Genomic DNA, 16,380 nt, shown 5'->3' with positions numbered 1-16,380 from the left:
CCGAGCCGCGGAACTCCGGACCGGGCCGCGGGGCGCCGAGCCGGTGGGCCGGGTCGCGTCGCGGGGCGGTGGGTCGTAGTACGGCAAGGCGGCAGGCCGCGCCGCGAACGCCGGGCGTCCGCCCGTCGCACAACACCGCGCATCCCGCCCCGCCGTGTCGTACGGTCGTGCCCCGCCGTGTCGTACGGTCGTGCCCCGCCGTGTCGTACGGTCGTGCCCCGCCGGGTCGTGCGGCTACGCCCCGCCGGAGGACGGTCCCCCCGTCCCCTGGTCCAGCGGCACCCACCACTCCAGCCGTGTGCCCGCGCCCTCGGCGGGGCCCACCGTCAGGACGCCGCCCAGACGGGCGGCGCGCTCGGCGCAGTTGCGCAGGCCGCTGCGGCGGCCCCCGGCGGCCGGCATGCCGCGGCCGTCGTCGGTGACGGTGAGCGTGAGCCGGCCGTCCCGCGCGGCGACCGTCACCTCCGCGGTGGCGGCCCCGGCGTGCCGGGCCACGTTGGTGAGCGCCTCCCCCACCACGGTCACGGCGTCCGCGGCGACGTCCGGCGGCACGTCGACGTCGAGCAGCCCCTCCATGCGCAGCGCCGGGGTGAAGCCCAGCACGGCCGCCGCCTCCTCCAAGGTGCGCACCACGCTGCCGCGCAGTCCGGTGGCGGGGTTGTCGTGGACGCGCAGCCCGAAGATGGTGGACCTGATGATCTTGATGGTGGTGTCGAGGTCGTCGACGGCCCGGCCCAGCCGTTCGGCCGCCTGCGGGTGCTGCACGAACCGCTGGGTGCTCTGCAGCGTCATGCCGGTCGCGAACAGCCGCTGGATGGCCAGGTCGTGCAGGTCGCGGGCGATGCGGTCGCGGTCCTCCAGCAGGCTCATCTGCTCGGCGTCGCGCCGCCGCTCCGCCAGTTCCATGGCGACGCCCGCCTGCCCGGCGAAGCCCAGGAGCGGGATGGTGTCGACGTCCGTGAAGGGCGGGCGGCCCGCGCCGCGCGCCAGCAGAAGGACGCTGCGCAGGCCGTCGCCGGTGCCCAGGGGCACGGCCACGGCGGGGCCGAGGCCGTCCCACCGGTCCGGACCGTAGGAGACGCGGGGGTCCTTGCGCACGTCGGCCGTGGAGACGAGGGTGCCGGCGATCAGGGCGGCGCCCGCGAGGGTGCCCTCCACGGGCAGTTCGAGGTCGAGGTGCCGATCGGCGCGGTGGCCGGTCGCCAGCGCGCCGCGCAGCCGGTTCGTGTCCTCGCCGACCAGGTGGATGACGCCGAGGTCGGCCGCGGTGATCTCACGCGCCCGCTCCAGCATCACCTCCAGCACGTCCGCCTCGGGCACCCCCGACAGCAGTCCGCTGGTCACCTCGGCGCCGGCCTCCAGCCACCGCTCCCGCAGCCGGACCTGCTCGTACAGCCGGGCGTTCTCGATGGCGACCCCGGCCGCGACGGCGAGGGCGGCGAGCACGGCCTCGTCCTCGGGGTCGAACTCCCCTCCGCCGCGTTTCTCGGTCAGGTAGAGGTTGCCGAAGACGCTGTCGCGCACCCGGATGGGCACGCCGAGGAAGGTGTGCATCGGCGGGTGGTGCGCGGGGAAGCCCGACGAGGCCGGGTGGGCGGACAGTTCGGGCAGCCGCAGCGCCTCGGGGTTGCGGATCAGCTCGCCGAGCAGTCCGTGTCCGGACGGCAGGTCGCCGATCAGGGCCCGCGTCCCCTCGCCGATGCCCACGGGCACGAACTGGTCGAGCCGCCGCTGCTGCCCGATGACGCCCAGCGCGCCGTACTCGGCGTCGACGAGGACGGTCGCGGCCTCGACGATCCGGCGCAGCACCTGGGCCAGGTCCAGCTCGCCGCCCACCGCGAGGACGGCCTCCAGGAGGCCCTGCAGCCGGTCGCGGGTGCCGCGCACCGCCTCGATGCGCCCCTGGAGCTCCTCCAGCAGCTCGTCGAGTCGCAGTTTCGGCACCTGTTCCGCGCGCGTGCGCCCGTCCCCACCCATGCGGTCCTCCACCCGCGAACGCCTGCGGAGCGTCCGCACTCGACTCCTCACCGTATCCGTTCGCGGGGTCCGTGGCAGCGGCCCGTCGCGACTCCGGCGGCGGTGGTTCCGGTGCTGCTCCCGCCCCGCGCGCACCAGGACGCACCGTCCGGACACTGCCGTCCGCGGTGCCCCGTACCCGGCGGCCGGACGCGATCTGGCGGCCCGCCGGACCACCGCCGTACGGTGTGATCACCCGCAGTCCCGCACCCGAAGGCGGTCCGTCATGGCCCTGTTCGACCTGCCCCTCGACCAGCTCAGGAACCGCCGCAGCGACTCCGTCGAGCCCGAGGACTTCGACGCGTTCTGGGCCAAGACGCTCCAGGAGGCGCGCGCGCACGACCTGGACGCGCGGTTCGAGCCGGTGGAGACGGGCCTGTCGACGGTCGAGGTGTTCGACGTGACCTTCGCGGGCTTCGGCGGGCACCCGGTCAAGGGCTGGCTGGTGCTGCCCGCGGGCACGGCCCGGCCGCTGCCGGCGGTCGTGGAGTTCGTCGGCTACGGCGGCGGCCGCGGCCTGCCGCACACCCACCTGCTGTGGGCGTCGACGGGCCGCGCCCACTTCGTGATGGACACCCGGGGCCAGGGCAGCGCGTGGGGCGGCGGCGACACCCCCGACCCGGTGGGCAGCGCGCCCGCGTACCCGGGGTTCATGACGCGGGGCGTCGAGGACCCCGAGAGCTACTACTACCGGCGGCTGTTCACCGACGGGGTGCGGGCCGTGGAGGCGGCCCGCGCGCACCCGCTGGTCGACGCCGCGCGCACGGCCGTCAGCGGGACCAGCCAGGGCGGCGGCATCGCCGTCGCGGTCGGCGGGCTGGTCCCCGACCTGGCCGCGGTCGCGCCCGACGTGCCGTTCCTGTGCGACTACCCGCGCGCCACGACGCTCACCGACCGCCCGCCGTACCGGGAGATCGGCGACTATCTGAAGACGCACCGCGGCCGCACCGAGCGGGTCATGCGGACGCTGGCGTACTTCGACGGGGTGCACTTCGCCGCGCGCGGCCGGGCGCCCGCCCTGTTCTCCACGGCGCTGGAGGACCAGACGTGCCCGCCGTCGACGGTGTTCGCGGCGTTCAACGCCTGGGCCGGCGAGGACAAGGCGATCGAGGTGTACGACTTCAACGACCACGAGGGCGGCGGACCGCACCAGGAGGCGGTGAAGCTGCGCTGGCTGGCCGCGCGCCTGTGAGCGGGCGGTCCGCGCGCCCGGGGCCCCGGCCGGTGGCGGTGCGCACGGCCGGGACCCCGGGGCGGGTCGGCCCGCCACGCCCCGGGGCACGGCCGAGGACGGGACCCCGGGCGGCGGGCACCGGTCGGCCGACACCACGCCGGCGTGCCTGCCGGCGGGGAGGGGGACGCGCTGCCGCGCCTCCTCCCGCGTGGGGGCGGTGCCGGTGCCGGTCCCGTACGCCGGGTCCGCCGGCGGCTCCGCGGTTCCCGCGCGCACCGGAGCCCTCGCCCGTCCCCGCGCCTCCCCTGTCTCATCCGCCGACCAAGGCGCAGCGTAGGGGCCTTGGGTGACGGCGGGGAGAGCGCACGATGACGGCCGGACGGATCACGGACGTCGACGACGGGCACGCCCCGGCCCCTCCGTGCCCTCGCGCCGCCCTTTCCTCCCCCTCCCCTCCTTCCATCCGGTCCGACCGGTCGGTACGTTCGGGGAGGCCGGGCCGTTCCGCACGGGCGCCCGGCTTCTCGGCGGGCGACGACGGAGGCTTCATGGTCCAGGTGCAGGGGCACTGCGAGGAACGGTTCGCGGCGGTGCGCACCGCGTTCGAGGAGAACTTCCGCGACCGGGACGAGCTGGGCGCGGCGGTCTCCGTCACGCTGGACGGCCGGACGGTGGTCGACCTGTGGGGCGGCTGGGCGGACGCGGCGCGCACCCGGCCCTGGGAGCGGGACACGCTGGTCAACGTCTGGTCGACGACCAAGGGCCCGACGGCCCTGTGCGCGCACGTCCTGGCCGACCGGGGCCTGCTGGACCTCGACGCGCCCGTGGCCGCGTACTGGCCGGAGTTCGCCGCGGCGGGCAAGGGGGCCGTGCTCGTACGGCACCTGCTGTCGCACCGGGCGGGCCTGGCCGGACTGCGCGAACCGCTCTCGCTGGAGCAGTTCTACGACTGGGACGAGGTCACCGGGCGGCTCGCGGCGGAGGAGCCGTGGTGGGAGCCGGGGACGCGGTCCGGCTACCACGCGCTGACGTACGGCTTCCTGGTGGGCGAGGTGGTGCGGCGGGTGTCGGGGCTGCTGCCGGGCGCGTTCCTGGAGCGCGAGGTGACGGGTCCGCTGGGGATCGACTTCACGGTCGGGCTGCCGGAGGCGGAGGCGGGACGGGCCGCGGAACTGGTGCAGCAGCGGCCCGCGGCGGCCCCCGGCGAGCTGTCGCCCCTGTTCGTGGCGGCGCTGGCCAACCCCCCGACGGGCGCGGCCGCGGCGAACAGCCCGGCGTGGCGGGCCGCGGAGATCCCGGCCGCCAACGGCCACGGCACGGCGCGCGCGGTGGCGGCACTGTACGGGATCTTCGCCGGGCGGGGCGCGTACGGCGGGCACCGGGTGCTGTCGCCCGAGGCGGCCGAGCGGGTGCGGGAGGGGCAGGGCAGCTCCCTGGACCTGGTCCTCGGCGCGGGCCTCGGGCGGGAGACGGAGGTGGCGCTCGGCGTGTGGCTGAGCGGGGCCGCCGGCTCCTACGGGCCCAATCCCCGCGCCTTCGGGCACGACGGCGCCGGCGGCTCCTGCGGACTGGCCGACCCGGAGGCGGGCGTCTCCCTGGGGTACGTGATGAACCGCATGGGGCAGCACATCGTCGACGACCCGCGCAAGACGGCGCTGGTCGACGCCCTCTACAGCGTGTTGTGACGGAGGGGCCGGGGCGGCACCGGCGCGGCGGGCGCCCCGGCCGCGCCGGGCACGCGGAACGCCGCGGGCGCACGGGCGCCCGCGGCCTCTCAGCGGTCCAGCAGCGCGGCCCCCTGGTCTCCTCCGCCGTCCTGATCGGCGCGGTCCGCCCGGCTCCCCGGACCGGCCGGTACGCCCGGGTCCCCCGGGTCGAACCGGTCCCCGGAGCCGGCCGGGCGCCCCGCCGCGGTCCCGCCCGCCCGGTCCGCGCGGCCGTCGCGCTCCGGCCCGTCCCCGCCGCTCGCCGCCGGGTCGCGCCGGAAGTACAGGCGGACCACCGACCCGGTCGGCCCCAGCCTCTCGGTGGCCAGGTCGCTCAACTGCCGCGCCACCCACATGCCGTGGCCGCTGACGTCCCGCACGCCGGGCGGCAGGTGGCCGGGGAACGGGGCGGTCCCGGCGGCGCTCGCCGTCCCCGCGTCGGCGATCTCGCAGACCACGTACGTGTCGTCGTCGCGCAGGCGCAGCACCCCCTGGCCGCCGCCGAACCGCAGGGCGTTGCTCACCGCCTCGTGCACCGCCGCCACCATGTCCTGCGTCCGCCGGCCGGACAGGCCGAGCTGTCCGGCGTACGTGGTGAGGACGCGGCGCACGGCGGACGTCCGGCCGTGGGAGAAGGACAGGTCCTCACCGCCGCCGGGCAGTCCGGCGGGCCAGGACAGGTCGCACTCCGCGGCGAACTCCGCCGGGTCGGTGTACTCGGTGCCGGCGGCCGGCGTCCGCGGGCCGGCGACGAGTTCGGGGTGCGTACGTCCCGCCGTGCGCATGACGCCTTCGGGCGTCGTCCGTGCGTCGTAGGGGCACAGGATCCAGTGGCCCGAGTCGGCGAAGGCGACGTTCAGCAGCGACTCGTAGCGCGTCCACTCGCCGGTCTCGAAGGCGGTGCGGCCCTCCCAGACCGGCTCGCCGACGATCCGCACGCGGCGCGGCGCGCCCACCGCGTCCGTGCCGTGGCGGCCGCAGTAGGCGTGGTACTGGCCGAGGGTGCGCGACGGGGCGCCGTACCAGTCACCGGCGTCGGCGAACTCCACCTCCCGCGCCCGGCCGCCGAGCGCCTCCCGCAGCAGCCGGGCGGTGCCGGGGCGGACGACGGCGAGGACGGCGTCGCCCGCGGCGAGCCCGTCGTCGACGAAGGGGCGGGCCCCGTCGAGGAACTCGGCGTCCGAACCGAAGCACAGGGCCTGGTGCACGAACCCGGTACGGGTCATCAGGCTCCTCCCGCCGCCGTCTCCATGCGCAGTCCCGGGACCCGGTCCCAGCCCGCGACGCGCATCAGCCGCTGGAGGTAGGGGGCGACGCCGTGCAGGACGAGCGTGCCGCCCGACGCGTACAGGCCGAGGGCCGAGAACACCAGCAGCCGCAGCGCGCCCACGTCGATGAAGCGCAGTTCGCGCAGGTCGAGCCGGGCGCGCGCGGCGTCGGCCGCGCGGGCCCGGGCGCGGGCCGTCTCCTCGTGCAGGGCCCGGGCCATGGCGGTGACGTTGGTGTCGTCGACCTCGCCGGCCAGGGCCAGGCCGGGCGGGGCGAAGGTGCGGGTGATGGACAGCAGCTCGTCCTGCCAGACGGAGTCGGCCGCGACCCGCCCGTGGTGCAGCCCGTCGAGCGGGGCGAGCTCGCCCTCGTCGAAGACCCGCCGGTCGTACTGGCAGATGCCGAGCACGGGCAGGGAGGCGAAGACGGGGTCGAGCAGCAGTTCGCTGTCGTGCAGCGACTTCAGGTCGCCGCCCGCCCGCACGCGCAGGATCTCCATGCTGACGCGCAGGCCGAGGAAGCCGTCGCCGACCGCGCGGCGGGCCTCCCGGCGGATCACCTCGTCCAGGTCCCACAGTCCCTCGGGAGTGGCCAGGTGCGCGTCGACCACCAGGCGCCCGGCGGCGATCTCGTCCTCGATGTCGCAGCCGTGCGCCTCGAGGAAGGTCAGGGCCAGGCCCGCAGGCATCTCCACCGGCGTGAGCACGAACCCGCGGTGACCGCTGGCCAGCCCGTCCAGCAGGAACGCGGACAGGACGGTGTCGCGCTCCTCGTCGCTGTCGTATCCGAGGAACAGATGGTCTCCTGGCCTCATCTGCCCCACCGCTCGCAATGCGGGCGCGGTTTCCATCCCCGCACCTCCCAAGGTCGCCGCTCGGTGTGCCGGGTCCTCTCCAAGCTACGCCCGAAGCGGGTCGCGCGTGAGGGCTCCTGTCCGATTTCCGCACCGCCCGCAAGGCTCGGGCACCGACGGACAGGGGGCTAGGGTGACCGCCAGCGGTCCGGGCAGAAGGGGGAACGATGGCTCCCTCGGTACGTGACGGCAGGGTCGGGAACCTCCCCGCCGAGGCCAACGCGTTCGTCGGCCGGCAGACCGAACTGGCCGCGCTCTCCGGCCTGTTGCGCGACTGCCGGCTCGTCACGCTCACGGGTCCCGCGGGCGTCGGCAAGTCACGGCTCGCGCTGCGCGCCGCCCACGCCGAACGCGGCCTGTTCCCCGCCGGGGTATGGCTGGTGGAGCTGTCGGAGCTGAAGAACCCCGACCTGCTCACGAACGCCGTGGCGCAGGCGACGCGGCTGGTGGAGCAGACGCTGCGCCCGCTTCTGGAGGCGGTCTGCGAGCACCTCGCCGGCGGTCCCGTGCTGCTGGTCCTGGACACCTGCGAGCACGTCCTCGACGAGTGCGCGCGCGTCGTGCAGGAGCTGCTGGCCAACGTGCCCGAGCTGCACGTACTGGCCACCAGCAGGCAACCGCTCGGCGTGGCCGGGGAGCACCTGATGGCGGTGGCGCCGCTGCCGCTGGGCGAACGGGACGACGCGGTCGCGCTGTTCGCGGCGCGCGCCGCCGCGGCCGTGCCCTCGTTCGAGCTGACCGACGACAACCGGGCGGGCGTGGCCGCGGTCTGCGCCCGCCTCGACGGCATTCCGCTGGCCCTGGAGCTGGCCGCGGTGCGGCTGCGCGGCTTTCCGCTGCACCGGCTCCTCGAAGGCCTGGACTCCCGCTTCGACCTGCTCGTCTCCCCCGCCCGCCCACTGCTGGTCCGCCATCAGACCCTGCGGACGGCGATCGGCTGGAGCCACGAGCTGTGCACACCGCTGGAGCGCCTGCTGTGGGCGCGCCTGTCGGTCTTCGCGGGCGGCTGGGACGTGGAGGCCGCCGAGTTCGTGTGCCACGGCGGCCCGGTGGACGCCGAGGAGATCATGGCGCTGCTCGCCTCGCTGACCGACAAGTCGATCGTGACGCGCGAGGGCGAGGGGGCGGCGGTGCGCTACCGCATGCTCGACACGGTCCGCTCCTTCGGCGCCGAGTGGCTGGCGGCCCTCGGCGAGGAGGGGACGGTGCGCCGCCGCCACCGCGACTACTACCGGTGGACCGCCCGGCAGGGCGAGGCCGAGTGGCTCGGTCCCGGCCAGCGCGTGTGGGCGGAGCGGCTCACCGCCGAGCACGCCAACCTGCGGGTCGCCCTGGAGGAGTGCCTGGCCTCCGAGGACCCGGAGAGCGGCCTCGAACTCGCCGGCAGCCTCTGGTACTTCTGGTTCGCCTGCGGCTTCGCCGAGGAGGGCCGCGGCTATCTGGAGCGGGCGCTGTGCCGGGCGAGCGGCACCGGCCCCGAGTACAGCCTCGCCGTGTGGGCGCACCGGCTGGTCACCGTCGTGCCGGAGGACCTGGAGGCGGCGGAGTCGGTGAGCGCGGCGTACGTGTGGCTGGCGCAGGAGCGCGGGCTTCCGGTGCCCGCGCTGCCGCTGACCGGGGCGAGCCTCGCGGTGCGCGGCGAGTCCGCGCGGTCCGCGCTGCTCTACGGGCCCGGCTCGCAGGGGCCCGGGGGCGGCGGCGGCGCCGAGTTCTACCAGCTGCTCGCCCTGGCGCTGCAGGCGTACGTGATGGCGGGGCAGGGGGCGTTCGAGCGGTGCGCGACCGTGGCGGAGAAGCTGCGGGCGGACTGCGCGAAACGCGGTGAGCTGTGGATGCGGGCCTGGGGCGACTTCTTCGTGGCCCTGTCGGAGATCGGCCTCGCCCGGCCGGACGAGGCGCTGCACTCCGTGTGCGAGGCGCTGTCCGCCAAGTGGCGCGTGCACGACCGGCTGGGCGTCGCGGCCGTGTGCGACCTGCTGGTCGTCACGCAGGCGGCGCGCGGCGACCCCGTGCTCGCCGCGCGGCTGCTGGGGGTGGGCGGACGCCTGTGGCACACGGCGGGCCTGCCCCGCCTGGGCGCTCCGGAGGAGACCGTCTTCCGCAGGGAGTACGGCCGCCTGCTGCGCGCGGCCCTCGGTGACGCCGTGTTCACGCAACTGGTCGAGGAGGGCCACTCCCTGGACGAGGAGGCCGCACTGCGCCTGGCCCTGGGCGAGGACCCGTCCGACGCGAAGGCGTGAGACGGGAGCCGGCGCTCCGGGCGGGGCCGTCCTCCCGGCCCGGCAGCGAACCGGACCGGGCCGCGGGACGGCCCCGGCTGCAAGGCGAACGCATCCGTGGGGCGGGCCGGGCCGTGGGACAGGCCCGGCCGTGAAGTGGATGCGGCCGTGGGACGGACCCGGCCACGGGACGGACCCGGCCGCGGGGCGGATGTGGCTCAGCGGGCGGGGGTGTCCTCGCGGGTGGCCACCACCATCCGGCAGCGCGGGCTGCCGTCGTCGCGGCGTCCGAACTCCTCCAGCGCGTGCAGCTGCACCGCGAAGCCGACCCGCTCCAGTTCCGCGCGGACGGTGCCGAGCCGGAACGGCCGGTAGTACATGACGAACGGCGGCCGCCACAGCGCGTTGCGCACCCGCATGGCCGCGTCGAAGCCGAGCATGGCCCAGTAGCCCCCGGAGCCGGGCCGGGCGGGCGCCGTCAGCGGGAAGGCGAACCGGCCGCCGGGCCGCAGCACCCCGTGCACCTGCGCGAACAGCCCCGGCAGCTCGCGCGGCAGGAAGTGCCCGAACGCGCCGAAGCTGACCACGAGGTCGAAGACCGGCCCGAACGGCAGCCGCCGGGCGTCGGCGCGCACCCAGTGCGCCGGCGGCCCGCCCGGCCGCGCGCGCTCGCGGCCGACGGCCAACATGGCGGTGCTGAAGTCGACGCCGACCGCCTGCTCCCGGCAGACCGCTCGCAGGACGTCCAGGCCCGCCCCGGTGCCGCAGCACAGGTCGAGTCCGCGCCCGAACGGCCCGATCCGGCCGAGGGCGCCGGCGACGGCGTCCAGGACCGTGTCCGGCGTACGGAAGGGCGTGTGGTCGAACTTGGGCGCGAGCAGGTCGTAGCCGTGCTCGACGGACGACAGCGCCTGGACGGCGAGTTCGCGGAACGTGGGGCCCTGCGCGGTGAACATCGCCGCAGCCTAGTGCCGCGACCGGAAAGGTTCACCGGTGCACGACGCCCGGCACGGCACTCCCCCTGGCTCTTCGAGCAGGGGGACCCCCACGCCGCATTGCCGGAGCCACCCGAATACGTCCGTACGAGCGTGGTCCTCCGCTTTGCGATGCACCGCACCGGACGCCGTGGGCCCACGGCATACCTTTCCGGTCACGGCACCAGCGAACGCGCCCTTCCGCGGAGATCCGCGCGCTGTCACCCTCGACAGTGCCGCGCCCGCGGGTGATCCGGCGCGAGCCCGCCGCCTCGGCCTCCGTCTCCGCCTCAGCCCTCATCCCCGTCTCCTTCTTCTTCTCCTTCGAAAGGCCGTACATGACCTCGTTCGGTCCCGTTCCCGCCTGGCTCTCCGACGCCGTCTTCTACCAGATCTACCCACAGTCCTTCGCGGACTCCGACGGCGACGGCATCGGCGACTTCGGCGGCATCGCGGACCGCCTGGACCACCTGTCCTGGCTCGGGGTGAACACGGTGTGGCTGAACCCCTGCTTCGCCTCGCCGTTCCGCGACGCGGGCTACGACGTCGCCGACTACTTCACCACCGCACCCCGCTACGGCACCGACGACGACCTCGCCGGGCTGGTCGACCTGGCGGGCCGCCGCGGCATCCGCGTCCTCCTCGACCTGGTGGCCGGCCACACCTCGGACCGGCACCCGTGGTTCCTCGCCTCGGCGGACGACCCCGGCGACCACCGCTACATCTGGGCCCCGCAGGGCCGCCCCGACGGCTTCGTCGCCTCACCGGGCCGCCGCCCGGGCGCGTACCTGCCGAACTTCTTCGACAGCCAGCCGGCCCTCAACTTCGGCTACGCGCGCGAGGACCCGGCCGAACCCTGGCGGCAGCCCGTGGACGCCGAGGGGCCGCGCGCCAACCGGGCGGCGCTGCGCGAGATCATGGACCACTGGCTGCGCCTGGGCGTGGCGGGCTTCCGCGTCGACATGGCCGCCTCGCTCGTCAAGGACGACCCCGACCGGGCAGGGACCTGCGCGATCTGGACGGAGCTGCGGCACTGGCTGGACCGCGCGCATCCGGGCGCGGTGCTGCTGTCGGAGTGGGGCGACCCGGAGGTGTCCGTCCCGGCGGGCTTCCACGCGGACTTCTTCCTGCAGTTCGGCGGCGCCACGAACGGGCTGCCCCTGCGCTCGCTGTGGAGCAACCGCACGGGCACGGTCGACGACGCCTGGGACCCCCTGGACTGCTTCTTCGACGCGAGCGGCAAGGGCTCGCCCCGCCCCTTCCTGGACGCCTGGCGACGCGCCGCCGGCAGAGTGGGCGACGGCGGCCACATCGCGCTGCCCACCTCCAACCACGACTTCTCCCGCCTCAACTGCGGCCCGCGCACCGCCGAGCAGCTGCCCGCCGCCTTCGTCTTCCAGCTCACCTGGCCCACGCTCCCGGCGATCTACTACGGCGACGAGATCGGCATGCGGTACGTGCCGGACCTGCCCGACAAGGAGGGCAGCGTGCTGGGCCCGCACTACAACCGGGCGGGCTCGCGCACCCCCATGCAGTGGGGCGACGGCCCGAACGCGGGCTTCTCCACCGCCCCGGCGGACCGCCTCTACCTGCCGCTCGACCCCGACCCCGACCGCCCCACCGTGGCCGCCCAGCGCGCCGACGAGACGTCCCTGCTGCACCTCGTACGGCGCCTCGTCGCGCTGCGCACCGGCGCGCCGGAGCTGAGCCCCGCCGGGTCGGTGGAGGTGCTGCACGCCGGCTACCCGTTCGTGTACGTGCGCGGGGGCCGGTTCCTCGTCGTCGTGAACCCGCAGCGGGAGCCGGTGCGGCACGCGGTCGACGGCGTCCGGACCGCCCGCACCGTGGAGGCGTCCGGCGTCACGGCCGCCGCCGGGGCGGTCGAGGCGGCGGGCTTCGGGTACGGGGTCTTCGACCTGGCGGGCTGACCGGACGGCGGGCCGGACGGGTGGGCGATCGGTCCTGTGGACGCCTGGACGCCTGGACGACCCGGTTCAGGCCCTTCCTGGCCCGGGGCTCAGTCCGTTCCAGGTCCGAGGCGCACGGGCAGGGCGCGCACGCTGTTGCCGACGAACCCGGAGTGCCGGACCAGTTCCTCCTCCGGAACGGCGGGGGCGAGACCGGGGAAGCGGGTGAACAGCCGCTCCAGCGCGACGGCCGCCTCCAGCCGGGCGAGCGGCGCCCCGAGGCAGTAGTGGGCGCCGTGCCCGAGCGAGAGGTGCCGGACGACGCCGGGTCTGCGGGGGCGGGTGACGTCGAACCGGTCGGCGTCCGGCCCGTGCGCGGCCGGGCCCCGGCCCGCCGCCGCGTAGCCGGCCAGCACGGGCGTGCCCGCGGGGATCACCGTTCCGTCCACCGTCAGGTCGCGCACCGGGTAGCGGAACGGGAAGAGACTCACCGGCACGTCCCAGCGCAGCGTCTCCGCGACCGCGTCCGCCCAGCTCGCGGTCCCGTCCAGGACGAGGGCGAGCTGGTCGCGGTGGCCGCACAGGGCCCGTACGGCGTTGGTGATCAGGTTCAGCGTGGTCTCGTGCCCGGCGACGACCATCAGCACCAGCGTGCCGATCAGCTCGTGCGGGGCGAGCCGGTCGCCGCCCTCGTCGCGGGCGGCGATGAGCGCGCTGGTCAGGTCGGGGCCGGGCCGCTCCGCCCGGGCGGCCGCGCCGCGCGCGAGGAGCCGCGCGTTGACGGCGTGGGGGCAGCCGCCCGCCGGGTCCATGCGGTGCGGCGGGAGCGGCGAGGCGTCCGGGCTGTCCGGGGGATCGGGGTACGTAAGGTGTCCGAGGTTTCCGAGATGCCCAAGGGACTCTCCTGACTGCGGGACGTCGTGGACCGCCCCATGGTCCACGGTCGACGACCGGTGCGGAAGCGGGAGTTGCCGCCGTACGGCACGCGTGCGACCGCCGTGCCGCGCGGCACGGGCCACCGGCACGGCGACCGCGGCGCTCTTCGCCCGCACGGGCTCGTACGACCGCGGGGCCTTCGAGGTACGTGGTACAGTGCCGGTGGCACTTGTGTACGCCTCTCATCCGGCGCCGGTGCCTTCTCCTCTCCCGGCTGTACCGGGCCCGTCGCACACGACCGGCCGTACAGCCTTCTCGCACCGCCTCCGCGCACAGGGCTCAGCGGGCCGCACCGGACCACGGTCGTACCGGTCCGTGGCCGTACGGTCCGCACCCGTGGCCGTACCGGTCCGTACGCGTCCGGGCCGTTCCTCCGGCCGTCGCCGCCGAGGCGCCGTCCCCGCCGCACCGGGGCGTGACCGCACGCCGCCCCGCCCGGCCTCTCCTCCCCCTTCACCTCCCGTGACCGCCTCCTCGAAAGGACCGGACGCATGACCACCACACTCGAACGTCCCACCACCCAGCCCGCCGCACAGCGGGTCACCGGCGTCCTCGACCTCACCCCCGACGGGCAGGGCCGGCTGCGCGGCGGGGACCTGCTGCCCGCGCCCGACGACCCCCGGGTGCCCGCCGCGCTGGTCCGCCGGCACGGCCTGCGCAAGGGCGACCTCGTCGAGGGCGTCCTCGGCGGCCGGCGCGCACTCGCCGGGGTCGACCTGGTCGACGGCCGTCCGGCCGGGGAGCGGCGGCCCCGCCCGCACTTCCGCGACCTCACCCCCGTGCACCCCCGGGAACGGCTCCGCCTGGAGCACCCCGCGGCCGGGCTCGCCGGCCGCGTCGTCGACCTCGTGGCGCCGGTCGGCAAGGGGCAGCGCGGCCTGATCGTGGCGCCGCCCAAGACCGGCAAGACGGTCCTGCTCCAGCAGCTCGCCGCCGCCGTGGCCGGCAACCACCCCGAGTGCCGGCTCATGGTGGTCCTGCTCGACGAACGCCCCGAGGAGGTCACGGACATGCGCCGCTCGGTGCGCGGCGAGGTGTTCGCCTCCACCTTCGACCGGGCGCCCAAGGAGCACATCGCGCTCGCCGAACTGGTCGTGGCGCGCGCCGAACGGCTCGTCGAGGCCGGTCAGGACGTCGTGATCCTGCTCGACTCGCTCACCCGGCTGTGCCGGGCGCACAACAACGCGGCCGCGGCCGGCGGCCGCACCCTCAGCGGCGGCGTCGACGCGGCCGCGCTGCACGGCCCGAAGCGGCTGTTCGGCGCCGCGCGCCGCACCGAGGAGGCCGGCTCGCTCACCGTCCTCGCCACCGCCCTGGTCGAGACCGGCTCCCGCGCCGACGACTTCTACTTCGAGGAGCTGAAGGGCACCGGCAACATGGAGCTGCGCCTGGACCGCGCGGCCGCCGTCCGGCGCCTCTTCCCGGCCGTGGACGTCGTCTCCTCCGGCACCCGGCGCGACGAACTGCTGACGACCGCGGGCGAGTTGTCGGCCGTGCACGGTCTGCGGCGCGCCCTGCTCTCCCGGGGCGACGGGCAGGCGGGCCTGGAGACCCTGCTGGAACGGCTGCGCCAGACCCCGGACAACGCCACGTTCCTGCGGCGCATCCACCCCACCGTGCCCGCGGTGTCCCCCGGGGCGTAGCCCCGCCCGCGGTGTCCTCAAGACGCAGCCCGCCCCCGAGCGCGGTCGGGCTCCCGGGCGCGGTCCTCCCCATCGCCGCGCCGTCCGCTCCCCCGCGCGTCGCCGCTGCGGCATCCGAGTGCTCGGCGGGAGCGCGCGGCCCCGGCACACCGGCGCGCGCGGCGACGGTTCCTACGTTGACGGCATGACCCTCGGCTCCCCGTCCGGCACCACCGCCGTCCCCCGCTCCGCCGCTTCCGGCACCGCCGCGCGCCGCACCGCCTCCCCGGCCGCCGCGGCCCGCGCGCTCCGCGTCCGCGCGTTGGCCGCGTGCTGCGCGCTCTGCCTGGCGGGCGCCCCGCTCCTGGGCTCGGGTCCCGCCGCCCGCGCGGAGGCCGTCGCCCTCGACGCTCCCGCCGCGAACAGCGGGGACGCGCCCGCGGACGACGCGCTGCGCGGCCCCGGCGTCCAGGTCGGGACGCGGTCCGGGGCGCCGGCTCCGCCCGCCGCCGTCTCCGCCCTGTCGTGGCTGGTCGCCGACGCGCGGACGGGCGACGTGCTCGCCGCCCGCGACGCCCACCGTGAGCTGCCGCCCGCCAGCACGCTGAAGACCCTGTTCGCCCTGACCCTGCTCCCGGCGTTCCCCGCCGCCGTCCGCCACACCGTCACGCCGCGGGAGCTGGCGGGCATCGGGCCCGGCAGCAGCCTGGCCGGCGTCGCCGCGGGACGCACCTACCGCGTCTCGGACCTGTGGAACGGCGTCTTCCTGAGCTCGGGGAACGACGCCGTGCGCGTCCTGTCCGCCATGAACGGCGGCCCGGCGGCCGTCTCCGCCCGGATGCAGGCCACGGCGCGCGCCCTCGGCGCCCGCGACACGCACGTGCTCTCCCCCGACGGCTACGACGCGCCGGGCCAGGTGTCGTCGGCGTACGACCTGGCGGTGTTCGCGCGCGCCGGACTCGCCGACCCCGAGTTCGCCCGCTACGCCGCCACGGTGCGCGCCCGGTTCCCGGGCGGCGGCAGACCGTACGAGATCCAGAACACCAACCGGCTGCTGACCGGCGTGGGCGGCGTCGCGCCCTACCCGGGCCTCGTCGGCGTCAAGAACGGCTACACCTCCCACGCCGGGCACACGCTGGTCGCCGCGGCCCGCCGGAAGGGCCGCACGCTGATCGTCACGGTGCTGAACCCCCGCAAGGGCGGCGGCTCCACCGTGTACGAGGAGGCACGGGCCCTGCTGGACTGGGGCTTCGCGGCCGCCGGGCACGTCGATCCGGTGGGTTCGCTGGAACCGCGGCGGGGCGGGCCGCCCGCCGACGCGCGGGTCCCGACGCCGGGACCGCTGGGCGCGCCCGCGTTCCCACCGGTCGCTCCCGCGCGCCCCCCGGCCCCGCTGCCCTCCGGTCCCCCGGCCGTGCCCTCGGCGGACGCGGCGGCCGGTACCGGGGACGGCGACGGCGACGACGACGGCGACAGCCGGGACCGGTCGGCCGTGACCGGTACGGACGGTGTGATCGCGGGTCTGGGCCTGGGATGTCTGGGCGCGGGGGTCGTCGCCCTGGCGCTGCGCGCACGCCGCGCACGCAGCGGCCGCGACTGAACAGGGGAAACCTTTCGCCCCCTACCTCGGGCCCCCGAAGGACGCCCAGACGCGGGCACGGGCACGGGCACGGGTCAACCGTCGTTCCCGTCGGACCCGCCGCC

General features: G+C 76.3%; 10 protein-coding genes and 1 pseudogene. 6 read left to right on the top strand and 5 right to left on the bottom strand.

Annotation, left to right across the window (positions count from 1 at the left end; genetic code table 11):
• Positions 1 to 234: 234 nt before the first annotated feature.
• The gene (locus tag IE271_RS15640; RefSeq protein WP_190190909.1) at positions 235 to 1,977 is read right to left on the bottom strand and encodes a sensor histidine kinase; all 1,743 of its coding nucleotides are present in this window, start codon (positions 1,975 to 1,977) and stop codon (positions 235 to 237) included.
• Between the two features lie 265 nt (positions 1,978 to 2,242).
• On the opposite strand from IE271_RS15640, the gene IE271_RS15635 reads away from it, so the two are divergent.
• Both IE271_RS15635 and IE271_RS15630 read left to right on the top strand, forming a co-directional pair.
• Positions 2,243 to 3,208 (top strand): acetylxylan esterase, encoded by a 966-nt coding sequence (locus tag IE271_RS15635; RefSeq protein ID WP_190190908.1) that lies wholly within the window; start codon positions 2,243 to 2,245, stop codon positions 3,206 to 3,208.
• A 530-nt stretch (positions 3,209 to 3,738) separates the two neighbouring features.
• Positions 3,739 to 4,875, top strand: a complete 1,137-nt coding sequence (locus IE271_RS15630) for a serine hydrolase domain-containing protein (protein ID WP_190190907.1) — start codon at positions 3,739 to 3,741, stop codon at positions 4,873 to 4,875.
• A gap of 89 nt (positions 4,876 to 4,964) precedes the next feature.
• Here IE271_RS15630 and IE271_RS15625 read toward each other — a convergent pair whose 3' ends face one another.
• Both IE271_RS15625 and IE271_RS15620 read right to left on the bottom strand, forming a co-directional pair.
• Positions 4,965 to 6,122 carry an anti-sigma factor RsbA family regulatory protein gene (locus IE271_RS15625; protein ID WP_190190906.1) on the bottom strand — a complete coding sequence of 386 codons (1,158 nt, stop codon included), beginning with the start codon at positions 6,120 to 6,122 and terminating at the stop codon, positions 4,965 to 4,967.
• A complete protein-coding gene (locus tag IE271_RS15620; protein WP_190190905.1) occupies positions 6,122 to 6,979 on the bottom strand; it encodes an MEDS domain-containing protein in 858 nt (285 codons plus the stop codon). The genes IE271_RS15625 and IE271_RS15620 overlap by 1 nt, the downstream gene beginning before the upstream one ends.
• 206 nt (positions 6,980 to 7,185) lie before the next feature.
• On the opposite strand from IE271_RS15620, the gene IE271_RS15615 reads away from it, so the two are divergent.
• Positions 7,186 to 9,258 (top strand): ATP-binding protein, encoded by a 2,073-nt coding sequence (locus tag IE271_RS15615; RefSeq protein ID WP_190190904.1) that lies wholly within the window; start codon positions 7,186 to 7,188, stop codon positions 9,256 to 9,258.
• Positions 9,259 to 9,455: 197 nt separating this feature from the next.
• Here the strand turns inward: IE271_RS15615 and IE271_RS15610 are convergent, their stop codons facing one another.
• Entirely contained in the window at positions 9,456 to 10,193 is a 738-nt protein-coding gene (locus IE271_RS15610) for a class I SAM-dependent methyltransferase (protein WP_190190903.1), read from the bottom strand.
• A gap of 356 nt (positions 10,194 to 10,549) precedes the next feature.
• Here IE271_RS15610 and IE271_RS15605 point away from each other — a divergent pair, with 356 nt between their 5' ends.
• Entirely contained in the window at positions 10,550 to 12,139 is a 1,590-nt protein-coding gene (locus tag IE271_RS15605) for an alpha-amylase family glycosyl hydrolase (protein ID WP_190191007.1), read from the top strand.
• Between the two features lie 89 nt (positions 12,140 to 12,228).
• On the opposite strand, the pseudogene IE271_RS15600 reads toward IE271_RS15605, so the two are convergent.
• Positions 12,229 to 12,888: pseudogene (locus tag IE271_RS15600) on the bottom strand (cytochrome P450); the annotation flags it as partial.
• A gap of 657 nt (positions 12,889 to 13,545) precedes the next feature.
• On the opposite strand from IE271_RS15600, the gene rho reads away from it, so the two are divergent.
• Positions 13,546 to 14,697, top strand: coding sequence for a transcription termination factor Rho (rho, locus tag IE271_RS15595; RefSeq protein WP_190190902.1), 1,152 nt, complete (start codon positions 13,546 to 13,548; stop codon positions 14,695 to 14,697).
• 184 nt (positions 14,698 to 14,881) lie between these two features.
• The gene (locus tag IE271_RS15590; RefSeq protein WP_190190901.1) at positions 14,882 to 16,276 is read left to right on the top strand and encodes a D-alanyl-D-alanine carboxypeptidase family protein; all 1,395 of its coding nucleotides are present in this window, start codon (positions 14,882 to 14,884) and stop codon (positions 16,274 to 16,276) included.
• Positions 16,277 to 16,380: the final 104 nt, after the last annotated feature.

Source organism: Streptomyces minutiscleroticus (assembly GCF_014650875.1).
Lineage (GTDB): Bacteria > Actinomycetota > Actinomycetes > Streptomycetales > Streptomycetaceae > Streptomyces > Streptomyces minutiscleroticus.
Note: the sequence above shows the minus strand (reverse complement) of the source record. Positions and strands in the feature narration are given on the sequence as shown.

What these genes read in the sequence shown, in the direction of transcription:
- IE271_RS15640 (WP_190190909.1), bottom strand. Translation starts at nt 1,977, where the DNA reads ATGGGTGGGGACGGGCGCACGCGCGCGGAACAGGTGCCGAAACTGCGA.
- IE271_RS15635 (WP_190190908.1), top strand. Translation starts at nt 2,243, where the DNA reads ATGGCCCTGTTCGACCTGCCCCTCGACCAGCTCAGGAACCGCCGCAGC.
- IE271_RS15630 (WP_190190907.1), top strand. Translation starts at nt 3,739, where the DNA reads ATGGTCCAGGTGCAGGGGCACTGCGAGGAACGGTTCGCGGCGGTGCGC.
- IE271_RS15625 (WP_190190906.1), bottom strand. Translation starts at nt 6,122, where the DNA reads ATGACCCGTACCGGGTTCGTGCACCAGGCCCTGTGCTTCGGTTCGGAC.
- IE271_RS15620 (WP_190190905.1), bottom strand. Translation starts at nt 6,979, where the DNA reads ATGAGGCCAGGAGACCATCTGTTCCTCGGATACGACAGCGACGAGGAG.
- IE271_RS15615 (WP_190190904.1), top strand. Translation starts at nt 7,186, where the DNA reads ATGGCTCCCTCGGTACGTGACGGCAGGGTCGGGAACCTCCCCGCCGAG.
- IE271_RS15610 (WP_190190903.1), bottom strand. Translation starts at nt 10,193, where the DNA reads ATGTTCACCGCGCAGGGCCCCACGTTCCGCGAACTCGCCGTCCAGGCG.
- IE271_RS15605 (WP_190191007.1), top strand. Translation starts at nt 10,550, where the DNA reads ATGACCTCGTTCGGTCCCGTTCCCGCCTGGCTCTCCGACGCCGTCTTC.
- rho (WP_190190902.1), top strand. Translation starts at nt 13,546, where the DNA reads ATGACCACCACACTCGAACGTCCCACCACCCAGCCCGCCGCACAGCGG.
- IE271_RS15590 (WP_190190901.1), top strand. Translation starts at nt 14,882, where the DNA reads ATGACCCTCGGCTCCCCGTCCGGCACCACCGCCGTCCCCCGCTCCGCC.